At 62.4% G+C, this 20,674-nt stretch carries 21 protein-coding genes; 8 read left to right on the top strand and 13 right to left on the bottom strand.

Features of this window, described 5'->3' with window-relative positions; all coding sequences use genetic code 11:
• Positions 1-25 precede the first annotated feature (25 nt).
• From def to BLR80_RS04915, 4 genes are all read right to left on the bottom strand, one after another.
• Complete coding sequence (def, locus tag BLR80_RS04930; protein ID WP_092076855.1) at positions 26-541, bottom strand: peptide deformylase; 516 nt, start codon at positions 539-541, stop codon at positions 26-28.
• 44 nt (positions 542-585) lie between these two features.
• The gene (locus tag BLR80_RS04925) at positions 586-1,551 is read right to left on the bottom strand and encodes an iron-sulfur cluster assembly scaffold protein (protein ID WP_092076853.1); all 966 of its coding nucleotides are present in this window, start codon (positions 1,549-1,551) and stop codon (positions 586-588) included.
• 35 nt (positions 1,552-1,586) lie between these two features.
• Complete coding sequence (locus BLR80_RS04920) at positions 1,587-2,747, bottom strand: NifS family cysteine desulfurase (protein ID WP_092076851.1); 1,161 nt, start codon at positions 2,745-2,747, stop codon at positions 1,587-1,589.
• A gap of 150 nt (positions 2,748-2,897) precedes the next feature.
• The gene (locus BLR80_RS04915; protein WP_171906317.1) at positions 2,898-4,760 is read right to left on the bottom strand and encodes a hypothetical protein; all 1,863 of its coding nucleotides are present in this window, start codon (positions 4,758-4,760) and stop codon (positions 2,898-2,900) included.
• On the opposite strand from BLR80_RS04915, the gene BLR80_RS04910 reads away from it, so the two are divergent.
• Together BLR80_RS04910 and BLR80_RS04905 are read left to right on the top strand one after the other, a co-directional pair.
• Positions 4,759-5,385 (top strand): tRNA (mnm(5)s(2)U34)-methyltransferase, encoded by a 627-nt coding sequence (locus BLR80_RS04910; RefSeq protein WP_171906316.1) that lies wholly within the window; start codon positions 4,759-4,761, stop codon positions 5,383-5,385. The two genes, BLR80_RS04915 and BLR80_RS04910, sit on opposite strands and share 2 nt — an antisense overlap.
• A gap of 89 nt (positions 5,386-5,474) precedes the next feature.
• Positions 5,475-6,101 carry a chemotaxis protein CheD gene (locus tag BLR80_RS04905; protein WP_092076845.1) on the top strand — a complete coding sequence of 209 codons (627 nt, stop codon included), beginning with the start codon at positions 5,475-5,477 and terminating at the stop codon, positions 6,099-6,101.
• 56 nt (positions 6,102-6,157) lie between these two features.
• On the opposite strand, the gene BLR80_RS04900 is transcribed toward BLR80_RS04905, so the two are convergent.
• On the bottom strand, positions 6,158-6,877 hold the full coding sequence (locus tag BLR80_RS04900; RefSeq protein ID WP_092076843.1) for an MgtC/SapB family protein: 720 nt from the start codon (positions 6,875-6,877) through the stop codon (positions 6,158-6,160).
• Positions 6,877-8,562 carry an energy-dependent translational throttle protein EttA gene (gene ettA / locus BLR80_RS04895; RefSeq protein ID WP_092076841.1) on the bottom strand — a complete coding sequence of 562 codons (1,686 nt, stop codon included), beginning with the start codon at positions 8,560-8,562 and terminating at the stop codon, positions 6,877-6,879. The genes BLR80_RS04900 and ettA overlap by 1 nt, the downstream gene beginning before the upstream one ends.
• A 47-nt stretch (positions 8,563-8,609) precedes the next feature.
• On the opposite strand from ettA, the gene BLR80_RS04890 reads away from it, so the two are divergent.
• Complete coding sequence (locus tag BLR80_RS04890; RefSeq protein ID WP_092076839.1) at positions 8,610-9,545, top strand: alpha/beta hydrolase; 936 nt, start codon at positions 8,610-8,612, stop codon at positions 9,543-9,545.
• On the opposite strand, the gene fsa is transcribed toward BLR80_RS04890, so the two are convergent.
• Positions 9,542-10,189, bottom strand: a complete 648-nt coding sequence (fsa, locus tag BLR80_RS04885) for a fructose-6-phosphate aldolase (protein ID WP_092076837.1) — start codon at positions 10,187-10,189, stop codon at positions 9,542-9,544. The genes BLR80_RS04890 and fsa overlap by 4 nt on opposite strands.
• A 75-nt stretch (positions 10,190-10,264) precedes the next feature.
• Entirely contained in the window at positions 10,265-10,786 is a 522-nt protein-coding gene (folK, locus tag BLR80_RS04880) for a 2-amino-4-hydroxy-6-hydroxymethyldihydropteridine diphosphokinase (RefSeq protein ID WP_092076835.1), read from the bottom strand.
• A gap of 16 nt (positions 10,787-10,802) precedes the next feature.
• On the opposite strand from folK, the gene BLR80_RS04875 reads away from it, so the two are divergent.
• Positions 10,803-11,219 (top strand): VOC family protein, encoded by a 417-nt coding sequence (locus BLR80_RS04875; protein ID WP_092076833.1) that lies wholly within the window; start codon positions 10,803-10,805, stop codon positions 11,217-11,219.
• Between the two features lie 12 nt (positions 11,220-11,231).
• Here BLR80_RS04875 and pcnB read toward each other — a convergent pair whose 3' ends face one another.
• Positions 11,232-12,476, bottom strand: a complete 1,245-nt coding sequence (gene pcnB, locus BLR80_RS04870) for a polynucleotide adenylyltransferase PcnB (protein WP_092076831.1) — start codon at positions 12,474-12,476, stop codon at positions 11,232-11,234.
• A gap of 206 nt (positions 12,477-12,682) precedes the next feature.
• On the opposite strand from pcnB, the gene miaA reads away from it, so the two are divergent.
• Together miaA and BLR80_RS04860 are read left to right on the top strand one after the other, a co-directional pair.
• The gene (gene miaA / locus BLR80_RS04865; RefSeq protein ID WP_092076829.1) at positions 12,683-13,636 is read left to right on the top strand and encodes a tRNA (adenosine(37)-N6)-dimethylallyltransferase MiaA; all 954 of its coding nucleotides are present in this window, start codon (positions 12,683-12,685) and stop codon (positions 13,634-13,636) included.
• Positions 13,633-14,967, top strand: coding sequence for a glycosyltransferase family 2 protein (locus tag BLR80_RS04860; RefSeq protein WP_092076827.1), 1,335 nt, complete (start codon positions 13,633-13,635; stop codon positions 14,965-14,967). Before miaA ends, BLR80_RS04860 begins: the two co-directional genes overlap by 4 nt.
• 6 nt (positions 14,968-14,973) lie before the next feature.
• On the opposite strand, the gene BLR80_RS04855 is transcribed toward BLR80_RS04860, so the two are convergent.
• Positions 14,974-15,288, bottom strand: a complete 315-nt coding sequence (locus BLR80_RS04855; RefSeq protein WP_092076825.1) for a hypothetical protein — start codon at positions 15,286-15,288, stop codon at positions 14,974-14,976.
• 203 nt (positions 15,289-15,491) lie between these two features.
• Between BLR80_RS04855 and BLR80_RS04850 the strand changes: the two genes are divergently transcribed.
• A complete protein-coding gene (locus BLR80_RS04850; protein WP_245691339.1) occupies positions 15,492-16,808 on the top strand; it encodes a M23 family metallopeptidase in 1,317 nt (438 codons plus the stop codon).
• 335 nt (positions 16,809-17,143) lie between these two features.
• Complete coding sequence (locus tag BLR80_RS04845) at positions 17,144-18,418, top strand: sensor domain-containing diguanylate cyclase (RefSeq protein WP_092076823.1); 1,275 nt, start codon at positions 17,144-17,146, stop codon at positions 18,416-18,418.
• A gap of 241 nt (positions 18,419-18,659) precedes the next feature.
• Here BLR80_RS04845 and BLR80_RS04840 read toward each other — a convergent pair whose 3' ends face one another.
• The 3 genes from BLR80_RS04840 to BLR80_RS04830 all read right to left on the bottom strand — a co-directional run bounded on the left by BLR80_RS04840 (position 18,660) and on the right by BLR80_RS04830 (position 20,672).
• The gene (locus BLR80_RS04840) at positions 18,660-19,124 is read right to left on the bottom strand and encodes a Crp/Fnr family transcriptional regulator (RefSeq protein ID WP_092076821.1); all 465 of its coding nucleotides are present in this window, start codon (positions 19,122-19,124) and stop codon (positions 18,660-18,662) included.
• Complete coding sequence (locus tag BLR80_RS04835; RefSeq protein WP_092076819.1) at positions 19,121-19,774, bottom strand: MlaC/ttg2D family ABC transporter substrate-binding protein; 654 nt, start codon at positions 19,772-19,774, stop codon at positions 19,121-19,123. The genes BLR80_RS04840 and BLR80_RS04835 overlap by 4 nt, the downstream gene beginning before the upstream one ends.
• Positions 19,775-19,865: 91 nt before the next feature.
• Positions 19,866-20,672, bottom strand: a complete 807-nt coding sequence (locus tag BLR80_RS04830; RefSeq protein ID WP_092076817.1) for an MlaA family lipoprotein — start codon at positions 20,670-20,672, stop codon at positions 19,866-19,868.
• Between the last annotated feature and the right edge of the window lie 2 nt (positions 20,673-20,674).

Here is a 20,674-nt window from a genome sequence, read left to right as displayed (position 1 = left end):
ACCGTGCGCAGTTTCTTTTTATCGATCACAGCTGCTCCTGTTGTTGTTCCCGGATGCGTGGATATTTCTTACGGAAAATGCCTTTTTTCAGCGATGACAACCGATCAACAAACAACCGGCCATCGAGATGATCGATTTCGTGCTGAAAAGCCACCGCCAAAAGACCCTCAGCCTCCTGCTCACGCCAGCAGCCATCAGGCAGCTGATAGCGCACCCGCACCCAGTCACTGCGCCGGACATGGGCATAATAGCCCGGTACCGACAGACAGCCCTCTTCTTCACAGCATTCACCGGCCTGGGCCAGAATCTGCGGGTTGATGGCCCGGATCAGCTCCGGCCGCTCCTTGCTACCACAGTCGATCACAATAACCCGCTGCAACACCCCCACTTGGGGCGCCGCCAGACCAACGCCGGGCGCGGCATACATGGTTTCCACCATGTCTTCAACCAGCTGACGGATCTGCGCATCAATGCAGTCAACGGGGCGGGCCCGCTGGCTCAATACCGGATCAGGATAATGGCGAATGGCACGTATGGCCATGAGGTTCCTCCTTCACTGCCGCCGGACGGCAAACCATTGCCGGGTCAGGCCACCTGCACCCGGATGGCCGGGCTCAGGCGTTCCTGCAGGCTCTGCTGCACAAAACTGAGGGTGCCGGCCACACTGCCGGCGCAGCCTTTGCAGGCGCCCTTGTACTGCACCAGCACCAGCAGACTGCCGTCGGCGGCGCGGCGAACATCGTCCAGTTCGATACCGCCACCGTCACGCGCCAGCACCGGCCGGATATCGTTATCAAGCGCAGCCTCGATGGCCCGGATCTGTTTGACCACCGATTGCTCCAGAAAGGCGTCAGGCGGCGGCAGGGGACTGCTTTCACGCGACATCTCCTCGCGCACGCGCGCCAGAATGTCCACCAGATAGAGTTCACGTTTTTCATGGCCGCCCGGTCGCACACACGACTTACAGAAGGCTCCGGCCTTGGTGTAGTCAGCGATTTCTTCCACCGTGTGGAGATCGTTGATGCGGATGGCGTCCTCAATGGTCTGCAGGGTCACGCGGGCGCATTCGCAAACAATGTCCTTATCCTGCAGGGTGGCAATATCGACATTGCGATACAGCGCCGCCGCACGCTTGATGACCTCGTAGGCCATGACGCTGCAGTGCATCTTCTGCGGCGGAACGGCCGCTTTGTCCGCCGTATCGCGCAGGGCGCGCTCGACATCGAGATTGGTGATCTTCGTGGCCTCGCTCACCGTCTTGCCGATACACATCTCCGCCATCATGTCGGTCGAGGCAATCGCGGTGCCACAGCCGAAGGACTTGAAGGTGGCCGCCAGGATACGCTCATCACTCTCCCGCACAATCCAGTACAGCCGCACCGTGTCGCCACAGGATTCGGCGCCTTCGTTGGCAATCACCAGCCGCCCCCCCAGACGCTGGGCATCGGCCGCCGTCAGTTCGCCGAAATGGCGCGGATTGTTCATGCGTTCAGCCACCTTGGCGGAATACTGCTCCCACAAAGAGCCGCCGATCAGATCATTTTTCGCCATGACTAGGTTTCTCCTTTGCGTCAGCCGGCAGAGGGTCAGTAAGAGGTCGACAGCTGCCGCAGGCGCACGATGGCGCGGTCAAGAACGGCAATGGTCGTATCGATTTCCTGCTCGGTGGTAAAACGCGACAGGCTCAGGCGCACACCGGTATGGGCCAGTTCACGGTCGGCACCGATGGCCGTCAGAATCGGGCTGGCCTCCAGAGACTCCGAGGCGCAGGCACTGCCCGTCGAGGCGGCGATACCAGCCTGATTCAGGTCCCAGATCAGCGCCTCGCCCTCCACCCCGCGAATGCTGGCGTAGACCGTGTTCGGCGTACGCAGATCGCGCTCGCCGATCACCAGCACATCGGCATGGCGCAGCAGAGCATCCTCCAGCTTATCGCGCAACCGGCGCACCACCAGGTTTTCGTAATCCAGTGCCGTCACCGCCAGCTCCATGGCCTGGCCCATGCCCACCAGCCCGGCAACATCCACGGTACCGGCGCGATGACCGCCCATCTGCTCGCCACCGTGCAGCAGTGGCGGCAGCACCACACCCTTGCGCAGATAAAGACCGCCGACGCCCTTGGGACCGTGAAACTTATGAGCGCTGAAGGTCAGAAAATCCACCGGCACCTCGCGCACGCTTACCGGCACCTTGCCAATGGCCTGTACGGCGTCGGTATGCAGATAGACACCGCGCTCGCGGCAGACCGCGGCGATCTCCTTCATCGGCTGAAGCAGGCCGGTTTCGTTATTGGCCCACATCACCGACACCAGCGCCGTCTGGTCGGACAGGGCTTCGGCCACACTCTCGGCCGTCACCAGTCCCCTGCTGTCCGGCGCCAGATAGGTCACCTTGACCCCGTGATTCTCCAGAAAACGGCAGGCCTCGCGGATGCTGGGATGTTCCAGCTGGGTGGTAACGATGCGCTTCTTGCGTGTTTCCTTCAGCAAGCTGAAGTACATGCCGAGAATCACCGTGTTGTTGCCCTCGGTGGCACAGCTGTTGACAATGATATTATCTTCGTCATCGGCCTCGATGCCGGCATACAGCTGCTCCATGGCGCGGTTGAGATAGGGCCGCACCTCGATACCGAAGCTGTGCAGTGAATTGGGATTGCCATACATGTGGCAATAAAAGGGTTCCATCGCCTCGCGCACCGCCGGATCAACCAGGGTGGTGGCGTTGTTGTCAAGGTAGATGCGTTCCATGAAACGTCCTTTGTCGCGGCACACGGCCAGGCCGGCCAGGTTGACAGCGCATAGCTTACATTTTCGGTCTTCTTTACCGCATTAAAGCAGAAAAGCCGCGCCGGGGTCAACATGTCCGACCCGATCCGTCGGCTTTCGCCGGCGCGCGGACTACAGGCTGCCCTGATAGTGCAACCCCTTGGCCGATGGCGCCAGCCACTGCTGATCATCCAGCCACAGCCGCACCTGCGCCGGCTCTACCTGCAACTGCAGACGCGCCTGCGGATGGCGCTGGCGCCAGATACAGGCCAGGCAGAGGGCCCGCTCGACGCCATCGCCCCGGCGAAAGTTCCACACCTCATCGGGTTGGGCCAGGCGCGGGCCCTCGTAGATCGACTCCGGTGGCAGATCGCTCAGGTGCTGCAGCAGCGCAGCATCGTCGAGCGCGGCGCTCCCTTCCCGGCACACCGGGTTGCGCTGCAGCGCCGCCAGCAAAAAAGGCGCCCAGTCGCAGCGGCTTAAGTCACGGTAGGCATAGAAAGCCAGATCGACCACCGGATTATCGGCCCGCTGAGCCAGCAGGCTCTGCTCAATGGCGGCGCGATCCATGGCGGGATCAAGCCGAATGCCCGGCGCTGACCGCAGCTGCTTGTCACTCAGGCGCGGCAAACGCGGCTGCACCGCTACGAAGGCACGCAGATCCTCCACCAGGGTATCGGCCAGGTTGCAGTCACAACCGAACTCCTCCAGCAGCGCTTGCTGGAAGGCCGGGCTGTTGAGATCGGGCTGCGGATAACGCTGAAAGAAATCGCCCAGCTGGGCCAGATCGAAGCGTCCAGCCAAGGGCCGTGGCTGAAAATCGTATTCGTCAACCTCGTCAAGCAGCCGGTCGCGTGTGGCCGGATCACTGACCTTATAGGCACTGCCACGCTCATGGGCATAGACCTTTTCCGCCGCCACCCAGTAGCTCTTACCGTGGCGCTGATGCCGGAGTTGGAAACAACACTGCCGCTGGCTGTGCTGTCGCAGGAAATTACACAGAATCTCCTCGTTCAGCTCCGTCTGCATGAAGTCCGTCAGCTGCCGGCTGAAGCGGTCAAAGGCCGCCGGATCGATGGTGGCCTCGGGATAGACCACATGAACGTGGCCGCTGCAGTGCGCCACCAACGTCACCTGCTCGTTGCGCAGGGCACGCTGAGCCCTGGCTGTCAGCGCGGTGCCGTTGAACCACATGTTTTTGGTGACAATGCGGCGGTTGTTGGTCAAAATGCCCTCGCGCACATCAACAAAGTTCTGCGAATGCAGCGGCGTTGCCATCAGGTAGATTTTTTCCAGCGGAATGCGGCAGACCACGAACAGCGCCGCAGCGTAGAGAGTCGACAGCGAAACGCATTCGCCCGCGCCATTGCTGTAGCCATCACGATAACTGAAGGCATCCATGGCCTCGACGGTTTCGGTTTTCCAGTACGGGATGATGTCGCTGTCGTACTTGTCGAGACCGAAATGGCGACGAATATCCATATCGAAATAGTACTTGTCGCCACTGTAGCCGAACAGGGCGTTACTGCGGGCGATGACCTCCGGCGCCATCACCGTCTTGAACCGCTCCAGCTCGACATCCTTGCGTGTCAGACCCCAGGAGTCGAGATCAAGGTTGAAGTCGTAACGGTCCATGATGAACTGCTTGAGGCGCAGAATCCGGCGATAGCTGTTAAGCTTGTCGATGGCGGCGAACCAGGGATCGTCGCGCCAGCGCCACAGCACCGGCGACAGAATGTTGGCCAGCACCAGGCTGTAGAGCAGTTGCGGGTAGACAAAGATTTCCATATCCGACAGCGTGATGGCCGACGAATACAGATCCAGCTGCCGGGCCGGGATGGGCGCGGCAGCACCAGGGCTGGGCGATGGCGAAGTCATGGCGCGCACTGTAACGCCATCGTCCGGTGTTGGCAACCGAACAATGGCCAGCTGCGGCCCATGCCGGCCAGTGTCGTCAATGCCCTGCTCATCAACCCACCCACAAGGATTTATCATGACAGCATCCGCTGCCCAACTGCTCGACCTCAGCAGCTGGAGTCACCGTCTCAGCGCCGAGGTGCTTGGTCCCGGCGATCTGGCGGTGGATCTGACCGCCGGCCGCGGCCACGACTGCCTGCATCTGGCCCGCTGCGTCGCCAGCGACCGCTGCGGCACGGTGCTGGCCTTCGACATCCAGGAGGAAGCCATCGCCAGCAGTCTGGCCCTGTTGCACGCGGCCGGCCTGCCGGCCGAGCGCATCTGCCGTCCCCAGCAGATTGGCCCGCACGGTAATTTTCTGGCCGCCCTGAGCCACGAACGGCTGGAGCTGTTCCTGCCACGCCAACCGAAGGTGGTGTTGGCCAATCTCGGCTACCTGCCCGGCGGCGACCACCGCACCGCCACCGGCACCGCCAGCAGCCTGCGCACCGCACAGGACGCCCTTGCTGCCCTGCTACCCGGCGGCCGGCTGCTGCTGGTAAGCTATACCGGCCATCCCGGTGGCCTGGAGGAATACCAGGGACTGCAGCACCATCTCGCCACCCTGTCACCACGGAACTGGCAGGTGCTGGAGCTGAGGCCGCTGGGCCGCAGCAACGCGCCTGTGCTGCTGGTGGCGGAAAAAAGGGCGCCACGCCTCTGACCAGCTGGCGAATCTGATTTTTTTCTATCCATTGTACCGGCCGCCAACTAGAATGGACCTCCACCTTCCATGAGGCGAGGCCCATTCTAATGACCAGTCCGGCGAGCCCGAGTCGCTATCCGTTTCTGCACGACCCGACCCTGACCCGCATCAGCCTCTATCCCGGCGACCATGTGGTGGTCAGCGACAGCAACAGCCTGCTGACCACGGTGCTGGGTTCCTGCATCGCCGTCTGTCTGTTCGACCCGCAACGGCGCGTCTGCGGCATGAACCATTTCATGCTCAGCGAAGCCAGCCACCGCGATGACCGCTTGCTACACTCAGAAGCCGGCCGTTACGGCGTCTACGCCATGGAACTGCTGATCAATGGCCTGATGCAACAGGGCGCCAGCCGGTCACAACTACGTGCCAAGGTCTTCGGTGGCGCCGCCCTGTTTGGCCAGCAGAGCACTACCCCGCAAACCAGTATCGGCCTGCTCAACGTCCGCTTTGTCGAAGATTTTCTGCGCCGCGAAGGCATCCCGGTGATCGGCCAGGCCGTCGGCGGCAACCAGGGGCGGGTCATCTATTTCCTCAGTTCGAGCTACAGCGTGTACGTCCGCAGCATCGCCCACAACCGTGGCCAACAACTGCAAAGCCAGGAAACCGCCTATCAGCGTGCCCTGCGCCGGCTGCGCGCGCAAGCCGACAACAGCGTCACCCTCTGGCGCGACTGAAACAGATCCGCCCTGCCGGCCACCAGCACGGACAACGTCCCTGCATTATTCCTGCACTATTTGTAGCGCACCTTCAGCACCCCCTCCAGTGGCACGATGCGCTGCAGCAACTCGTGTCCAATCCGCTGACGATGCTGGGTGACGACAAACGTATAGCGCCGCCGGTCATGTTCCAGATCCAGTTCCTGCTCCACGTCGGTAATCCGCAGGTGAAACTCGTCAAACAACTGCTGCAACTGCGGCAGCAGATCGACCTCGGCATGACAGAGAACGCACAGATTGAGAAAGCGGTCCTTCTTGATCACCGGTTCGAGTTTCTTCATCGCCATCAGCGCCACCAGCGCCAATGCCGTGGCAAAACCGCCGGTCAGAAACATGCCGGCTCCAAAGGCCATGCCGACCCCGGCGGCGAACCACAGGCAGGCCGCCGTGGTCAGGCCGCGGATACTGACCCCCTCCTTGAGAATCACGCCAGCCCCGAGAAAGCCGATGCCGGCAATGATCTGCGCGCCAATGCGGCCCGGATCGAGCCGCACGGCGCTATCGGCCATCAGATGGGCGTATTTCAGGTACAACCCCTCGGAAATGACCATCATCAGACAGGACGCGGTGCACACCAGCACATGGGTGCGCAGGCCAGCGGGCCGGCCATGCTTTTCGCGCTCAATGCCAATCAGGCTGCCGGCAATGAAAGCCAGCAGCAACTTGACCAGCATGGCCAGCACGGGAGTATCCAGCAGGCGGGTATCGAGAAACAGCCAGGAGACATCAACCATCAGTCGCGCGTCAGCTGGCGGTAACGGATGCGGTGCGGCTGGTCGGCATCACGGCCCAGCCGTTTTTTGCGATCCTGCTCATATTCACTGTAGTTGCCCTCGAACCAGACCACCTGGCTGTCGCCCTCGAAGGCCAGGATATGGGTGGCGATGCGGTCAAGAAACCAGCGGTCGTGACTGATAATGACGGCGCAGCCGGCAAAGCTCTCCAGCGCCTCCTCCAGCGCCCGCATGGTGTTGACATCCAGATCGTTGGTCGGTTCGTCCAGCAGCAGCACGTTGGCACCACTGCTGAGCATCTTGGCCAGATGGACGCGGTTGCGCTCACCGCCGGAGAGCTGGCCAACCTTCTTCTGCTGATCGCTGCCGGAAAAATTGAAACGGGCGACATAAGCGCGCGAGTTGACCTCACGGCTGCCCAGCAGCATGCTTTCCTGGCCGCCGCTGATCTCCTGCCAGATGGTCTTGTCGCCAGCGAGGCTGTCGCGGCTCTGATCGACATAGGCCAGCGTGACACTGCTGCCGACCGTCAGGCTGCCGCTGTCCGGCGTTTCCTGACCGCTGATCATGCGGAACAGGGTGGTCTTGCCGGCGCCGTTGGGACCGATCACCCCGACGATACCGCCACGCGGCAGCTTGAAGGTCAGATTGTCCACCAGCAAGCGGTCGCCATAGGCCTTGCGCACGGCCTCGGCCTCAATCACCTGATCGCCCAGGCGCGGACCGGGCGGAATGTAGATTTCCATATCGCCCTGGTGTTTCTGGCCTTCCTCACCCAGCAGTTTTTCGTAGGCGCTGATGCGTGCCTTGCTCTTGGCGTGCCGGCCCTTGGGTGACATGCGGATCCATTCCAGCTCGCGCTCCAGCGTGCGCTGGCGGGCCGAGGCGCTCTTTTCCTCCTGCTGCAGACGCTTCTGCTTCTGTTCCAGCCAGGAGGAGTAGTTACCCTTCCAGGGGATGCCTTCACCGCGATCAAGTTCGAGAATCCAGCCCGCCACGTTGTCGAGAAAATAGCGGTCGTGGGTCACGGCGATGACGGTGCCGGCATAGCGCTGCAGATGCTGCTCCAGCCAGCCAACCGTTTCCGCATCAAGATGGTTGGTCGGCTCGTCCAGCAACAGAATGTCCGGCTTCTGCAGCAGCAGGCGACACAGTGCCACCCGGCGCTTCTCACCACCGGAGAGCACCTTCACCGGCGTGTCGGCCGGCGGACAACGCAAGGCCTCCATGGCCAGATCAAGCCGCGAATCCAGCTCCCAGGCCTCCAGGGCATCAAGCCGGTCCTGCACCTCGGCCTGCCGCTCGCACAGGGCCGCCATGGCATCGTCGTCCATGGGTTCGGCGAACTTCAGGTTGATTTCCTCGAATTCACGCAGCAGATCAACCGTCTCCTGCACGCCTTCCTCAACGCACTGCCGCACGGTCTTGCTTTCATCCAGCTGCGGCTCCTGCTCCAGATAGCCAACGCTGTATCCGGGCGACAGCACCGCTTCGCCGTTGAAGTCCTTGTCAACCCCGGCCATAATGCGCAGCAGGGAGCTCTTGCCCGAACCATTCAGGCCCAGCACGCCAATCTTGGCACCATAAAAATACGACAGGGAAATATCGCGGATAACGGGCTGCTTATTATAGTTCTTGCTCACCCGCATCATGGAATAGATGATCTTCTTGCTGTCTTCACTCATAAACTGGCTTTCTCCTTGAAAACAACCCGGCAACGAAACGTTCTGCGATGAAACTGCTTCTTGTGCTTCTGTTTGCGGTGCTCGGCGCCGCTTGCGGCTACAGTCTGCTGGTAGCCCGGCGCCAGGCCGACCGGCTACTGGCGCATCCGCTGATCGTGCGCCGGCGCCGCTACGCCGACGATCCCGCCCGTGAACCCGCCACCCTGCTGCAGACGGCGGGCCTGGCCGCCCGCCCCCTGTGTCTGACCAGCGCCGATGGCCTGCACCTCAACGCCTGGTATCTGCCGGCGGCGGGCAGCGCCAGCCTGATTCTGCTGCACGGCTACAAGATGGATTGCGGCGAAATGGTGCCCTACGCCCAACTGCTGGGCCGCCACGGCTTCGGCGTTCTGCTGCTCGATCTGCGCGGCCACGGCAACAGTGCCGGCGAGGACATCCGTTTCGGCCAGCAGGAATGGCAGGACATCGCCGCCGCCGCCGACTTTCTGTACCAGCGAAATCCGGCAGGCGCCATCGGTCTGCTGGGCAACTCCATGGGTGGGGCCCTGGCGTTGTGCTACGCCGCCCGCGATCCGCGCATCGCCGCCGTGGTGGCCCATTCCCCCTACGCCAGCGTACGCCACAGCCTACGGCGCGGGGTCAAGCGCTTTACCGGCCTGCCCGCCTTTCCCTTCGTGCCGCTGATACGGCTGCACAGCCGCACTCGGGTCGACCTCGATGCCAGCGATATCGCGCCCCTGGCCTGCATCGGCCAGATCGCGCCGCGACCGGTGCTGCTGCTGATGGGGGGGCGGGACAGTGTGGTAGAGCCCTCCGGCGCCTTTGCCCTGCAACAGGCCGGCGGCGACCACTGCCAGCTGTGGTACGAGCCGGAACTGGAGCATGTGGCCTTTCTGCACGAGCGGCCGGCCCAGTTCGAACAACGGCTGATCAGCTTCCTGCGCCAGCATCTGCTGGCGCAGGAAGAGTCACCAGGGCGCTAGCTTTGCTGCATCTTCTGCCAATCAGCCAAAAACTTGGCGATGCCGATATCGGTCAGCGGATGCTTGGCCAATTGCTGCATCACCGAGAACGGAATGGTGCAAATATCCGCCGCCATCAGCGCCGCGTTGAGAATGTGCAGCGGGTGGCGTACCGAAGCGACAATGATCTTGGTATTGAAGCCGTAATTGTCGAAGATGGTGCGGATCTGCTCAACGCCTTCGAGACCCTCGTGGCCGACATCGTCGAGGCGGCCGACAAAGGGCGACACATAGCTGGCCCCGGCCTTGGCCGCCAGCAGCGCCTGCAACGGCGAGAAGATCAACGTCACATTGGTGCGGATGCCCTCGGCGCTGAACTGGCGCACCGCCTTAAGGCCCTCCTCGGTCATGGGCACCTTGATAACGATATTCGGATGAATGGCGGCCAGGTCGCGGCCTTCGGCCAGCATGCCCTCGGCATCCAACGCAATGACCTCGGCCGAGATCGGGCCGTTGACAATGCTGGCGATTTCCCGGATCACCTCTTTGAAATCGCGGCCGCTCTTGGCGATCAACGACGGATTGGTGGTCACGCCGTCCACCAGACCGAGGGCGCTGGCCTGGCGGATTTCGTCAACAATGGCGGTATCGATAAAAAATTCCATGCTGTTTTCTCCCTGGTTGTGCCCGGACGGGCAAAAGCAAAAAAACCCGCAGCAGAAACAGGCGGGCAGAACGAATTACCAGTCGCTACGCAGGCGTACCACCGCCGGCCCTGCTGGCAAGGCCGCCAGCAGTTCGGCTAGCGACCGACCCAGGCCGGGATGGCGCAGGTGCGGCACCAGATCGCACAGCGGCCGCAAAACGAAGGCACGTTGGTGCAGCCGAGGATGCGGCAGACAGAGCTCGGCCGTGGTGATACAGGTCGCATCATAAAGCAGCAGATCAAGATCGAGGGTGCGTGGCCCCCAGTGCTGCAAACGCTTACGACCGGCCCGCTGTTCGATGGCCAGACAGCGGCGCAACAGCTCAAGGGGTGACAGGCGGGTTGCCAACTGCACCACAGCATTGTAGAAATCGGCCTGACCGGCCGGCCCACCCACCGGCGCCGTGCAGTACAGCGCCGAACTGGCTTCCAGCCGAACACCCTCAGTCGCCGCCAGTTCAGCCCGGCCAAGGCGCACTAGCGCCAGCCGGTCACCCTGGTTACTGCCCAGCCCGATCCAGGCCTGCTGCCACAATGGCTTGCCGGCCCTTTTCATGCAAAGGATTTCCTTCATGGCCCTGACCCTGACTCTGGCGGTGGACGACCTCGGCCGCAGCGAAATCTTCTATCGCCAGTTCCTTGATCTGCCGGTGGAACGGCTTTACCTCGACGACAACGCCCCGGCCACAAGCTGCGCCGGCCTGCTCATCCGCCAGGACGGCGCCCACCTGCTGCTGCGACCGGCTGCGGCCCTGGAGGCGCGCCATCCAGCCGCCTTCAGCCATCTGCAACGCCATCAGCGCGGCGTGGGTCTGGCCCTCGACTTCAACCGTGCCGATCTCGCTCCTTTGCGCCGCAGCCTGCAACGCCAGCACTGGCCACTGCTGTACGAACTTAGCGACGATGAACACGGCTTCACCGAACTCTGGTTTTATGACCCCGATCGCTACCTGCTGCGTTTCGCCAGCTTCACCTGTCCCGGCGTCTGAACCCGCTGCCAGCTACTCCGGCGCCGGCGCAGCCGTTTTCTTGCTCCGGCGCCGGCCACCCCGGCGGCGCGGCCGGCGCCGACCGGGAGCGCCCACCTTGGCAGCAGGGGCTTCCTCGCCGGCCAGGGCACGACGCCAGCTTTCCAGCAACTCGCCTTCCTGCCGACTTGCCTCCCACCACAGCTGAAACAGCACAAAGGCCTGCGCCGCCGCAGGATGCCGCAAAAACCGCTGTTCCCCCCGATGCCCGCGACCACGGGCGAAACGGTAAAAACCGACCAGCAGTTCCCGCGCCTGATGGCGGATACCACAAGCAATGGAATAGCGCTGGCAGTGGGGCACCAGCAGCGCATTGGCCTGTTTGAACACCTCGGCCAGAGACCCTTCAACCAGCCGCTGGCGGAATGCCGGCAGATAGAGAGCGGCCAGCGCCAGGGATTCGTCAATGGCGGTGCCACTGGCGGTGCGCACATCGACCTGCCGCAACAGATCGAACAGTTCGCGACTGGGTTGCAGATCAGGTAGCAGATCGGCCAGCAGGCCATACCGGTCCGCCTTCTGCAGCACCTTGCCAGCCACCTTGTGGCGGAACAGTTCCAGCACCTCCTCGCGCAGCCGGGCCGGCGCCGCCAGTGCAATCCCGGCGGCCCGCCGGCCAATGGCCGGCGCAATGGCGTCGTCCAGCTCGAAGCCAAGGCGGGCGGCAAACTCCAGCGCCCGCAGCATCCGCACGGGATCCTCGACAAAACGCTCGTCGGCATCACCAATCACGCGGATACGGCCCAGGCGCAGATCCTCCAGCCCGCCGACATAATCGATGATGGAAAAATCCTCAATATTGTAAAACAGCGCGTTGATGGTGAAATCGCGGCGGAAGGCGTCCTGCTCGGGCGTGCCAAACTGGTTTTCACAGAAAAAGGGGTCGTCGTCCGGCACCTCGGCATCCAGCGGCTTGCGCCGAAAGGTGGCCACCTCGATGCGCTCGTTGTCACCAAACAGGATATGGGCCAGCCGAAAGCGGCGGCCAATCAGACGGCAGTTGCGGAACAACTTGCGAATCTGCTCCGGCGTGGCGTCGGTACCAATATCGAAATCCTTCGGCTGACGCCCCAGCAGCAGATCGCGCACGCCGCCACCCACCAGATAGGCCTTGTAACCGTGCTGCTGTAGACGGTAGAGCACCTTAAGGCTGTTTTCGTCGATCCGCCGGCGGGACAAATCGTGCTCGGTGCGGGGCAGGATGACCGGTTCTGTCATGCGATAACCGTTTCCCTTCAGGATTGATGGCGGCGCGAATACACGCCAGCTGCTGCATTGTGAAAGCAATCAGGATGGTTCGTCGATTTTTTAAAAAAGGCGGCCCGGCCGTCGGGCGGCACGTTAGCAAATCCACTCGCGCTTGAAAAGCGCCTTTGACATCGGGCCGTTGCGGACCGGCAAACATCTGGTCTATAGTACCGGTCATGACAACCCCAGCCCCCCACGACCTCAGCCTGCCTCCTTACGATCTACTGGTGCTGCTCGGCGCCACCGCCTCGGGCAAGACGCGCCTGGCCGTGCAACTGGCCGAAGCCCTTGACGGTGAAATCGTTTCAGCCGATTCGCGCCAGGTTTTTCGCGGCATGGATCTCGGTAGCGGCAAGGATCTGGCCGAATACGGCAGCATTCCCTACCACCTCATCGACCTGGTGGAACCCACCGAGCCGTTCAGCCTGTTCGATTATGTCCAGCGGGCGCGGCCGGTCATCGCCGACATCCGCCGGCGCGGCCGCTGGCCGATTCTGTGCGGCGGCAGCGGCCTGTATCTTTCGGCTATCGTTCAGGGTTACCAGCTGACCGAAGCTCCACCCGATACCGAACTGCGGCGCCAACTCGATGTCCTCGACCTGGCTCAGCTGCGCCAACACTTGCGCTCTCTGCGGCCGCAGCTGCACAATCAGACCGACCTGACCGAGCGCGCCCGCCTGATTCGCGCCATTGAGATTGCCACGGCCGAACAGCAGGCCGAAACGCTGCCGGTTGAACCGCCACACGCGCTGGTTTTCGGCCTGCGCTGGCCCCGGCCGCTGTTGCGCCAGCGTATCGCCCAACGCCTGCACCAGCGCTTGGCCGACGGCCTGATCGACGAGGTGGCCCAGCTACAGCGCCAGGGTGTCAGCTGGCAGACTCTGGAATTCTACGGTCTGGAATATCGCTTCGTTGCCCGCCATCTGCAGGGTCAGCTGGATTTTGCCGAGCTGTGCCAGCAGCTCAGCCAGGCCATCGGCCAGTTCGCCAAACGGCAGGAAACCTGGTTTCGCCGTATGGAGCGGCAGGGACTGGTCATTCACTGGCTCGACGGCCAGGCCGACCCCTTTGGCCAATTGCGCCAAAAACTGCGCTCACTCGCTCTGATCACCACGGGCCCTCGGCCATGACCCCGCAGCAGGATCGCGGTGCCCGTCAGACGGACCAACACCGCGCTGGTTCCATGGCCCGTTATGACACCCGTTATGGCACCCGCCGTTCCCTGACCGGCCCCTGGCAGCTCGAAGGCGCCCTTAACGATACCAGCGACCTGCGCGGCGCCATTGTTATTCCGGCGCTGGCCGAGGGGGATGAACTCTGGCGCTGCCTGGAATCGCTGGCCCGCAGCCCGGCCAGCGACCGTCAGCGTTTTGTGGTGGCGGTCATCATCAACAACGCCAGCGACGCCGACAGTGCCCTGGTGACGCAGAACCAGCGGGATCTGCACCAGCTGCGCCAGCTCGGCCCGACCAGTGGTCTGCGTCTGGTCTGGATCGATGCCAGCAGCCCCGGCCGCACCCTGCCGGCCGCCAGCGCCGGGGTCGGCACCGCCCGCAAGATCGCCTGTGACCTGTTGCTGCCCTATCTGCCGGCCGAAGCCCTGCTGGTACATCTCGACGCCGACTGCCAGGTCGCCGCCAGCTACTTCCGCGAGCTGGGGCGCGCCTGGCAGCGACCGGATTTCGACGCCGGCGTGCTGGCCTACGCCCACCCCTGGCCAACCGACCCGGTCCAGCGCCAGGCCATCTGTGCCTACGAACTCTACCTGCGCTGCCATGTCGCCGGCCTGCACTGGGCCACCTCGCCCTATGCCCATCACAGCATCGGCAGCACCATGGTCAGCCGCGCCCGCGCCTATGTCGCCGTCGGCGGCATGAACCGACGCCGGGCCGGCGAAGACTTCTACTTTCTGCAGCAGCTGGCCAAACAGTACACTCTGCAGCAGCTGAAGCGTTGCCGGGTCTATCCGGCCGCACGCTTGTCGAACCGCACCCCCTTCGGCACCGGCCAGGCCCTGCAACAGAGCCTGGCCAGTGGCCAGCCGGCCTGTACCGTTCTGCCTCTGGCCAGCTACGCCGTTTTGCGCCAGTGGTTACAGCTGGCTCCCCAGGCGCTGGTGCAGGACGCCGCCACGGTTCTCGACCAGGCGGCGGCCCTCGCGCCAGAGTTGGCCACGTTTTTGCGGGAACAGGAGATTAAACGGATTTGGCCGGGCCTGCAACGCAACCATCGCGACGGCCGTGCACGACTGCGGGCCTTTCATCAGTGGTTCGACGGCCTGAAAAGCTGGCAGCTGCTGCGCCGCCTGAGCCGGCCGGAAAACCTCCCCGGCTCCCCCCTTGATGCCGTACCCGAGTTTCTAACCCTGCTGCAGCTGCCCACCAGCGGCAGCCCGGCAGACTGGCTGCTGCGGCTGCGCCGGCTGCAACAAAAGCCGGACGCCAACGCCACTGGCCCCTGAAAACGGCTAAAGACCCTTCATCAGGGCATCCCAGAAACAGGTCAGCGCCGCCTGAGCCACGCGGTCGCACTGGGGCCCATCGGCCACGCCGCCCTGCTGCAGTTGACCAACAAGCTGCTGCTGCAACGCCTCCAGCCGATCATCGAGCACCTTGTCACTGAGTCCGTCACGTATCCAGTCAGCAGCGATTTCGCGCAGGTTATCGCGCTGCTGATCCAGCCAGCCATCAAAGGCCGCCGCCAGTTCGTCCCAGTGAGGGGCTGCCGCCAGCCGGGCCGCCGCTTGCATGTCTTTAAAGGTCTGTCCGGTATTAAACGCCACGCTGCCTCCTTGACCTGACGCAGATGAAGATTGACACTATACGCCAAAAGCCCGCCGGCGCCAAATGCCAAACCGGCCGGCGCTGACAGCGGCCAAATTGCCGCCAGCGGCCAAATCTGCTAGAGTCGGCCCGTCAACCCCCTACCGTCCTCGCTTGTGCGCGGCGGAATCCCCCGAATCCGTTTTCTTGTGACAGGTGTGCCGTGAAAAAATCCTCTCGTCTGCTCGTAGTTCCCCTGATCCTGCTGCTGGCCGCGGCACTGTTTTTTTATCTGCGCGACATGCAGCCCCCTGACATCGCCCTGACTCCGGCCGGCGGCCCCCTGCGCAGCGCCAACGGCCTGCAGCTGCAGGTACAGGATCCGGGTGCCGGCCTGCGCTGGCTGCGGGTAACGGCCCAGCAAGGCCAGCAACAGTTCGTCCTGTTCGACCAACGCTGGAGCAATGCCCCGGCCAGCCTCGATCAGCCGCTTCAGCTTGACCCCATGCTGCAGGACGGCAGCCTGACTCTGCTGGTCGAGACCGGCGATGCCGCTCCCTACCCCTTCGGCGGCGGCAACCAGACACAGCAGCTGTTCTCCTTCGAGCTGGACAACCGGCCACCACAGCTGACGGTACTGAGCCGCTCCCACAATCTCACTCAGGGCGGTAGCGGCCTGCTGCTGTTCCGCGCCTCGGAACCGGTGAGCGATTGCGGCCTGCAAATCGGCGAGCGCTTTTTTCCCGCCTTTCAACAACCCTCGGGTGACTATCTGTGCCTGTTCAGCTATCCCCACGATGCCGCCCGTGACAGCGTGCCCCGCCTGGTCGCCAAGGACCGGGCCGGCAATACCGGCAACGGCGGCTTTTATTACCACATCAACCGGCGCACCTTTGCCCAGGACCAGATCGGCATCAGCGACGGCTTTCTGCAGCAGGTCATGCCCCAGTTCCGCCAGCAGTTTCCCGATGCCGCCACCGATCTCGACCTGTTCCTGCGCGTCAACCGCGAATTGCGACCGGCCAACCGCCAGCGTCTGATCGAGCTGTGCGGCAACAGCAGCAGCCAACCCCTGTGGCAGGGGCCCTTTCTGCGCCAACCCAACGCCGCCACCCGCGCCACCTTCGGTGATGTGCGCTCCTATCTGTACCAGGGCCAGAAAATCGACCAGCAAACCCACATGGGCATTGACCTGGCCTCCACTGCCCAGGCCGAGGTACCGGCCGCCAACAGTGGCCGGGTCGTTTTTGCCGACTACCTCGGCATCTACGGCAACTGCGTGCTGGTTGATCACGGCCTGGGCCTGCACAGTCTCTACGCCCATCTTACCCGCATGGATGTACAGCCCGGCCAGAGCATCGCCCGGGGCCAGATCGTCGGCACCACCGGCGCCACCGGCCTGGCTGGCGGCGATCATCTGCATTACGAAATGATGATCGGCGGGCTGCCGATCAATCCCATTGAGTGGTGGGATCCCAGCTGGATGACCAACAATATCGACAGCAAGCTGCAACAGCTGGCCGGTCAACCCGGCCTCTAGCAGGATGTTGAAAACGTCCCATCCGGAGCTTTTTCAACGACGCAAGCCGAAAATGCGATTTCCGTCTTGCTCACAAAATCAATCCATTACGAAGTAATGATTGATTTTGGTCGCCCGTCCATGGGCTCCAGCAGGCTGTTTTTCAACAGCCTGCTGGACAACAAATCCCTCCGGCAGGATTTTTCCGCCTGATCCTGCCGAGGTATCACTTTTGAGCAAAAAAACGCAGCGCGGCCTTTACCTGGCCGCGCTGTTTTGCTATATCTAGCCTGCACACAAAATTGTTGATTTATATAATATATATTATTTAAATAAAAACCCGTCTGAGGCTTCCCATGCCAATGTCGTCCGCGCCACTGCTGCCAGACCACCGTTACCTGCAGATTCTGCAGCAGCATTTCGGCGCCTGGCACTGGGACAGCGGTCAGCATCGGCTGCACTGCTGCCCCCTATGGCTGCAGCACCTGACCGATATCCCGCTGCCGGCCACCCTGGGCCTCCGCACCCTGCTGCGTCTGCTGCACGCCCAGGATCGTCTCCTGCTGTACCAACGCTGGCGCGCCCGGCATGAGAATTTCTGGTGCGAACTGCGCCTGCTGCAGCAAAATGGCAGCTATCGCTGGATCCGCCTGCAGGCCTGCCGGCTACAGGATGGCGGCGATGAAGCCGTGCAACTGGTGGGTCTGAGCAGCGACATCCATCCGCAACGCCAGGCCGAGGAACAGATCTACGACCTGTGCCAGCAGCTGCAACAATCGGAAGCCCTTTATCGGGCCCTGATGCAGCATTCCAGCGACGCCATCTTCATCTTTGACGAGTCCGGCCAGCGGCTGACCACTTGCAACCAACGGGCCAGCGATCTAAGTGGCTACAGTGTCGAAGAACTGCAGCGCCTGCAGCGCGACCAGCTGATCATTGGTTCGACCGCAGAACTCGATCCTTGCGGTAACGGCCTGCACCATGACCTGCAGCTGCGCTGCCGCGATGGCCGGCTGCTGCCGGTTGATGTGTCCTGCAGCCGTGTCCCGGTAGGGGCACACAGCCTGCTGCAATGTGTGTTGCACGACATCTCCAGCCGCAAGGCCACCGAGGATCAATTACGCCATCTGGCCCATCACGACCCGCTCACCGGCCTGCCCAACCGCCTGCTGTTGCGCGACCGTCTGGAGCAGGCTCTGCGCAAGGCGAATCGCAACGGCAGTCAGGTGGTCCTCTGCTATCTCGATGTTGACCGCTTCAAGCAGATCAATGACCGCTTCGGCCATGACGCCGGCGATTGCGTGCTGTGTGAGGTGGCCCGGCGCCTGCGCGCCTGCGTCCGCGCCAGCGATACGGTAGCACGGCTGGGTGGCGACGAGTTCGTCGCTTTGTTGCAGGACATCGATCCGCATACCCCCTTTGACAGCATCACCGACAAGCTGATCGCTCAGCTGCGCCAGCCCTTCACTCTGCCCTGCCTGCAAAATGACATCAGCTGCAGCATCGGCATCAGCATCTACCCCAGAACCAGCCAGACCATCGACCAGCTGCTCAATCACGCGGATAGCGCCATGTACCAAGCCAAGCAGCAAGGTCTTGACCTGCAGATATTCAGCCCCAAAACCCGTTGACAGTCGTCTATTAAAATATCCCGTCCAGGGCTTTTTCACCGACGCCAGCCGAGAGATGCGATTTCCGTCTGACCAGGAACAGGCTGTTCAACAACAGCCTGTTCCTGGTCACAAAAAACCCGCCGGGCAGTTCGCGCCGCGGCGGGTTGATGGACGTGGATTGGTCGACAAGCTCAAGCGGCGTCAAGAAAAAGCCTTACCGCCCCCTGTCGCAGTACAGCGATTGCTTGCCAGCAGTCGGCTAAAAAATTGCCGCCAGCCGTTCGTAAGACTGCTTCAGCCGCATCGATAAACAGAACAGCATACCCTTCAGCAGGCGGTTGCCCAACTGCGGCTCTTCACGATTGATGCGATCAAAGGCCGCGCGGGACAGCAACAGCAACTGACAGGCTTCGAGCGCCTTGGCTGTCACCGGCCGCGGTTCGTCGGTAAGAATGCTGACGATGCCAACCAGCGACTCCTGGCCATACACCCCGACCACGACCTGTTTGCCGCGGAAGGCCGTTTCCTTCTGGGTTTCGATGCGACCGGTGACGATAAAGGCGACATAGTGACTGCGTTCACCCTCACGCCAGAGTTCTTCCCCTGCCGCCAGACAGCGGCATTCAAAATATTCAGCCAACTGCATGCAATCGGCCTCTTCGAGAAAATGAAAGAAGCGGAAGGCACGCTTAATCTGCAGGCACTGTTCGTCGGCAGCCATCATGCGCGTTCTTCCACCGCCGGCGGCGTTTCGGCACGCAGTTGTTCCAGCTTCTGCTCCATCTCCTGCAACAGGCCGGGAATGCCGCGCCGGCGCAGAATATCGGTGTAACTGCTGCGGTAGGTGCGCACCAGGCTGACCTCCTCAATGACCACATCATAGACTTGCCAGCGATCCTGATGGGGCAGCAGCTTGTAGAAGATCGGGATTTCCGTGTTGCCGCTCTGAATGTAGGTCTCCACCAGAGCGCGGTTTTGGCGCACCTGCTGCTGGCCATAACGCACCTGCTCATTGGTGTAGGCGGTGATGCGGCCCATGTAGGTCGCCTCCAGCAGCTCGGTGAACAGAGCAACAAAGGTTGAACGCTGCTGGGCGCTGGCCTGATGCCAGTAGGGCCCCATGGCCCCCTGGGCCATCAACTCAAAGCTGAACTGACCACGCACCAGAGCACTGATTCGATCACGCCGGCTCTGGGCGTCAGGCAAGGTGCGCAGCTGTTCCAGAATTCCATCCACCGTCTGACGAATGACCGCCGTCGGTTCCTCCGCCGGCAGACCAGCTGCCTGAACGGGCATCGGCGGCAAAGCAACAAGCAGTGAGGCCAGCAACGTGGTAACGGCCAGCAAGCGGGATGTACACAGGGTGAACGACATGAGCTCCCTCAAACAAAAATGATTTTATAACACGACAAATTGCGCATTATAGCGCGAGACACTGGATGAACAGTTCGTTTTTGAAGCCTTGTTAGTCGCGCACCTGCGCTGCGCGCCGCTGCAGATAGGCGTCGCGCAGGAACAGATAGGGATCGATCTGCTCGCGTACCAGACTTTCATAGGTATCCGCATCCAGTGACAGGCTGTTCACCAGGGCACCGGCACGACAACCCAGCAGACCATCGCGGTGCAGCATCCAATACAACGGATCGGCATAGCTCTGCGGCAGCAGGGCCAGGCCATCGCGCAAGGTTGAAGGTCCAAGCAGGGGCAACACCAGATAGCAGCCACCGCTGACACCGTAATGCCCCAGCACCTGGCCAAAATCCTCGTCCTGCTTACGCAGATCCCACCAGTTAAGGGCGGGATCGTAAAACCCGGCCAGCCCGCAGGTGGAATTGACCAGCAGACGCGTCAGCTCAACGCCGGTCTGACGCCAGCGCCATTGCAGCAGACAACTCACCGCCCGCAACGGCGCCTTGAGATTGTCAAACATGCGGTCGACACCGCTGCGCAGCGGCTCGGGCACCAACCGAAAGCCCCGCGCCACCGGCTTGATCAGATAGAAGTAGCTTTTGTCATTAAACCAGAACAGCGCCCGATTGACCGGTTCGAGGGGATCGGCCAGAATTGCGTCATCCAATTCCCCATTGTAGAGATCCTCGGCAAAGGGATCGTCTGCAATGAAATCGTCCTCCCCCGGACCACTCAGCGTCCCGGCGACCGCCGATGGTGCGACAGCCGCCAGCACCGGCATCGCGCCAGCCGTGGCCAACAGACTTACGAGCAATCCCGAAAGCAACAACGATGCCAGTCGGCGCAGCAGCCTCGGCTCCATGC

Source organism: Desulfuromonas thiophila (assembly GCF_900101955.1).
GTDB lineage: Bacteria > Desulfobacterota > Desulfuromonadia > Desulfuromonadales > Desulfuromonadaceae > Pseudodesulfuromonas > Pseudodesulfuromonas thiophila.
Note: the sequence above shows the minus strand (reverse complement) of the source record. Positions and strands in the feature narration are given on the sequence as shown.

Excerpts from the sequence above, each read along its gene's own strand:
- pcnB (WP_092076831.1), bottom strand. The coding sequence starts at position 12,476 with ATGACAGAACCGGTCATCCTGCCCCGCACCGAGCACGATTTGTCCCGC.
- BLR80_RS04920 (WP_092076851.1), bottom strand. The coding sequence starts at position 2,747 with ATGGAACGCATCTACCTTGACAACAACGCCACCACCCTGGTTGATCCG.
- BLR80_RS04875 (WP_092076833.1), top strand. The coding sequence starts at position 10,803 with ATGGCCCTGACCCTGACTCTGGCGGTGGACGACCTCGGCCGCAGCGAA.
- ettA (WP_092076841.1), bottom strand. The coding sequence starts at position 8,562 with ATGAGTGAAGACAGCAAGAAGATCATCTATTCCATGATGCGGGTGAGC.
- BLR80_RS04925 (WP_092076853.1), bottom strand. The coding sequence starts at position 1,551 with ATGGCGAAAAATGATCTGATCGGCGGCTCTTTGTGGGAGCAGTATTCC.
- BLR80_RS04860 (WP_092076827.1), top strand. The coding sequence starts at position 13,633 with ATGACCCCGCAGCAGGATCGCGGTGCCCGTCAGACGGACCAACACCGC.
- folK (WP_092076835.1), bottom strand. The coding sequence starts at position 10,786 with ATGAAAAGGGCCGGCAAGCCATTGTGGCAGCAGGCCTGGATCGGGCTG.
- BLR80_RS04890 (WP_092076839.1), top strand. The coding sequence starts at position 8,610 with ATGAAACTGCTTCTTGTGCTTCTGTTTGCGGTGCTCGGCGCCGCTTGC.
- def (WP_092076855.1), bottom strand. The coding sequence starts at position 541 with ATGGCCATACGTGCCATTCGCCATTATCCTGATCCGGTATTGAGCCAG.
- BLR80_RS04905 (WP_092076845.1), top strand. The coding sequence starts at position 5,475 with ATGACCAGTCCGGCGAGCCCGAGTCGCTATCCGTTTCTGCACGACCCG.
- BLR80_RS04915 (WP_171906317.1), bottom strand. The coding sequence starts at position 4,760 with ATGATAAATCCTTGTGGGTGGGTTGATGAGCAGGGCATTGACGACACT.
- BLR80_RS04830 (WP_092076817.1), bottom strand. The coding sequence starts at position 20,672 with ATGGAGCCGAGGCTGCTGCGCCGACTGGCATCGTTGTTGCTTTCGGGA.
- BLR80_RS04845 (WP_092076823.1), top strand. The coding sequence starts at position 17,144 with ATGCCAATGTCGTCCGCGCCACTGCTGCCAGACCACCGTTACCTGCAG.
- BLR80_RS04835 (WP_092076819.1), bottom strand. The coding sequence starts at position 19,774 with ATGTCGTTCACCCTGTGTACATCCCGCTTGCTGGCCGTTACCACGTTG.
- BLR80_RS04900 (WP_092076843.1), bottom strand. The coding sequence starts at position 6,877 with ATGGTTGATGTCTCCTGGCTGTTTCTCGATACCCGCCTGCTGGATACT.
- BLR80_RS04840 (WP_092076821.1), bottom strand. The coding sequence starts at position 19,124 with ATGATGGCTGCCGACGAACAGTGCCTGCAGATTAAGCGTGCCTTCCGC.
- miaA (WP_092076829.1), top strand. The coding sequence starts at position 12,683 with ATGACAACCCCAGCCCCCCACGACCTCAGCCTGCCTCCTTACGATCTA.
- BLR80_RS04910 (WP_171906316.1), top strand. The coding sequence starts at position 4,759 with ATGACAGCATCCGCTGCCCAACTGCTCGACCTCAGCAGCTGGAGTCAC.
- fsa (WP_092076837.1), bottom strand. The coding sequence starts at position 10,189 with ATGGAATTTTTTATCGATACCGCCATTGTTGACGAAATCCGCCAGGCC.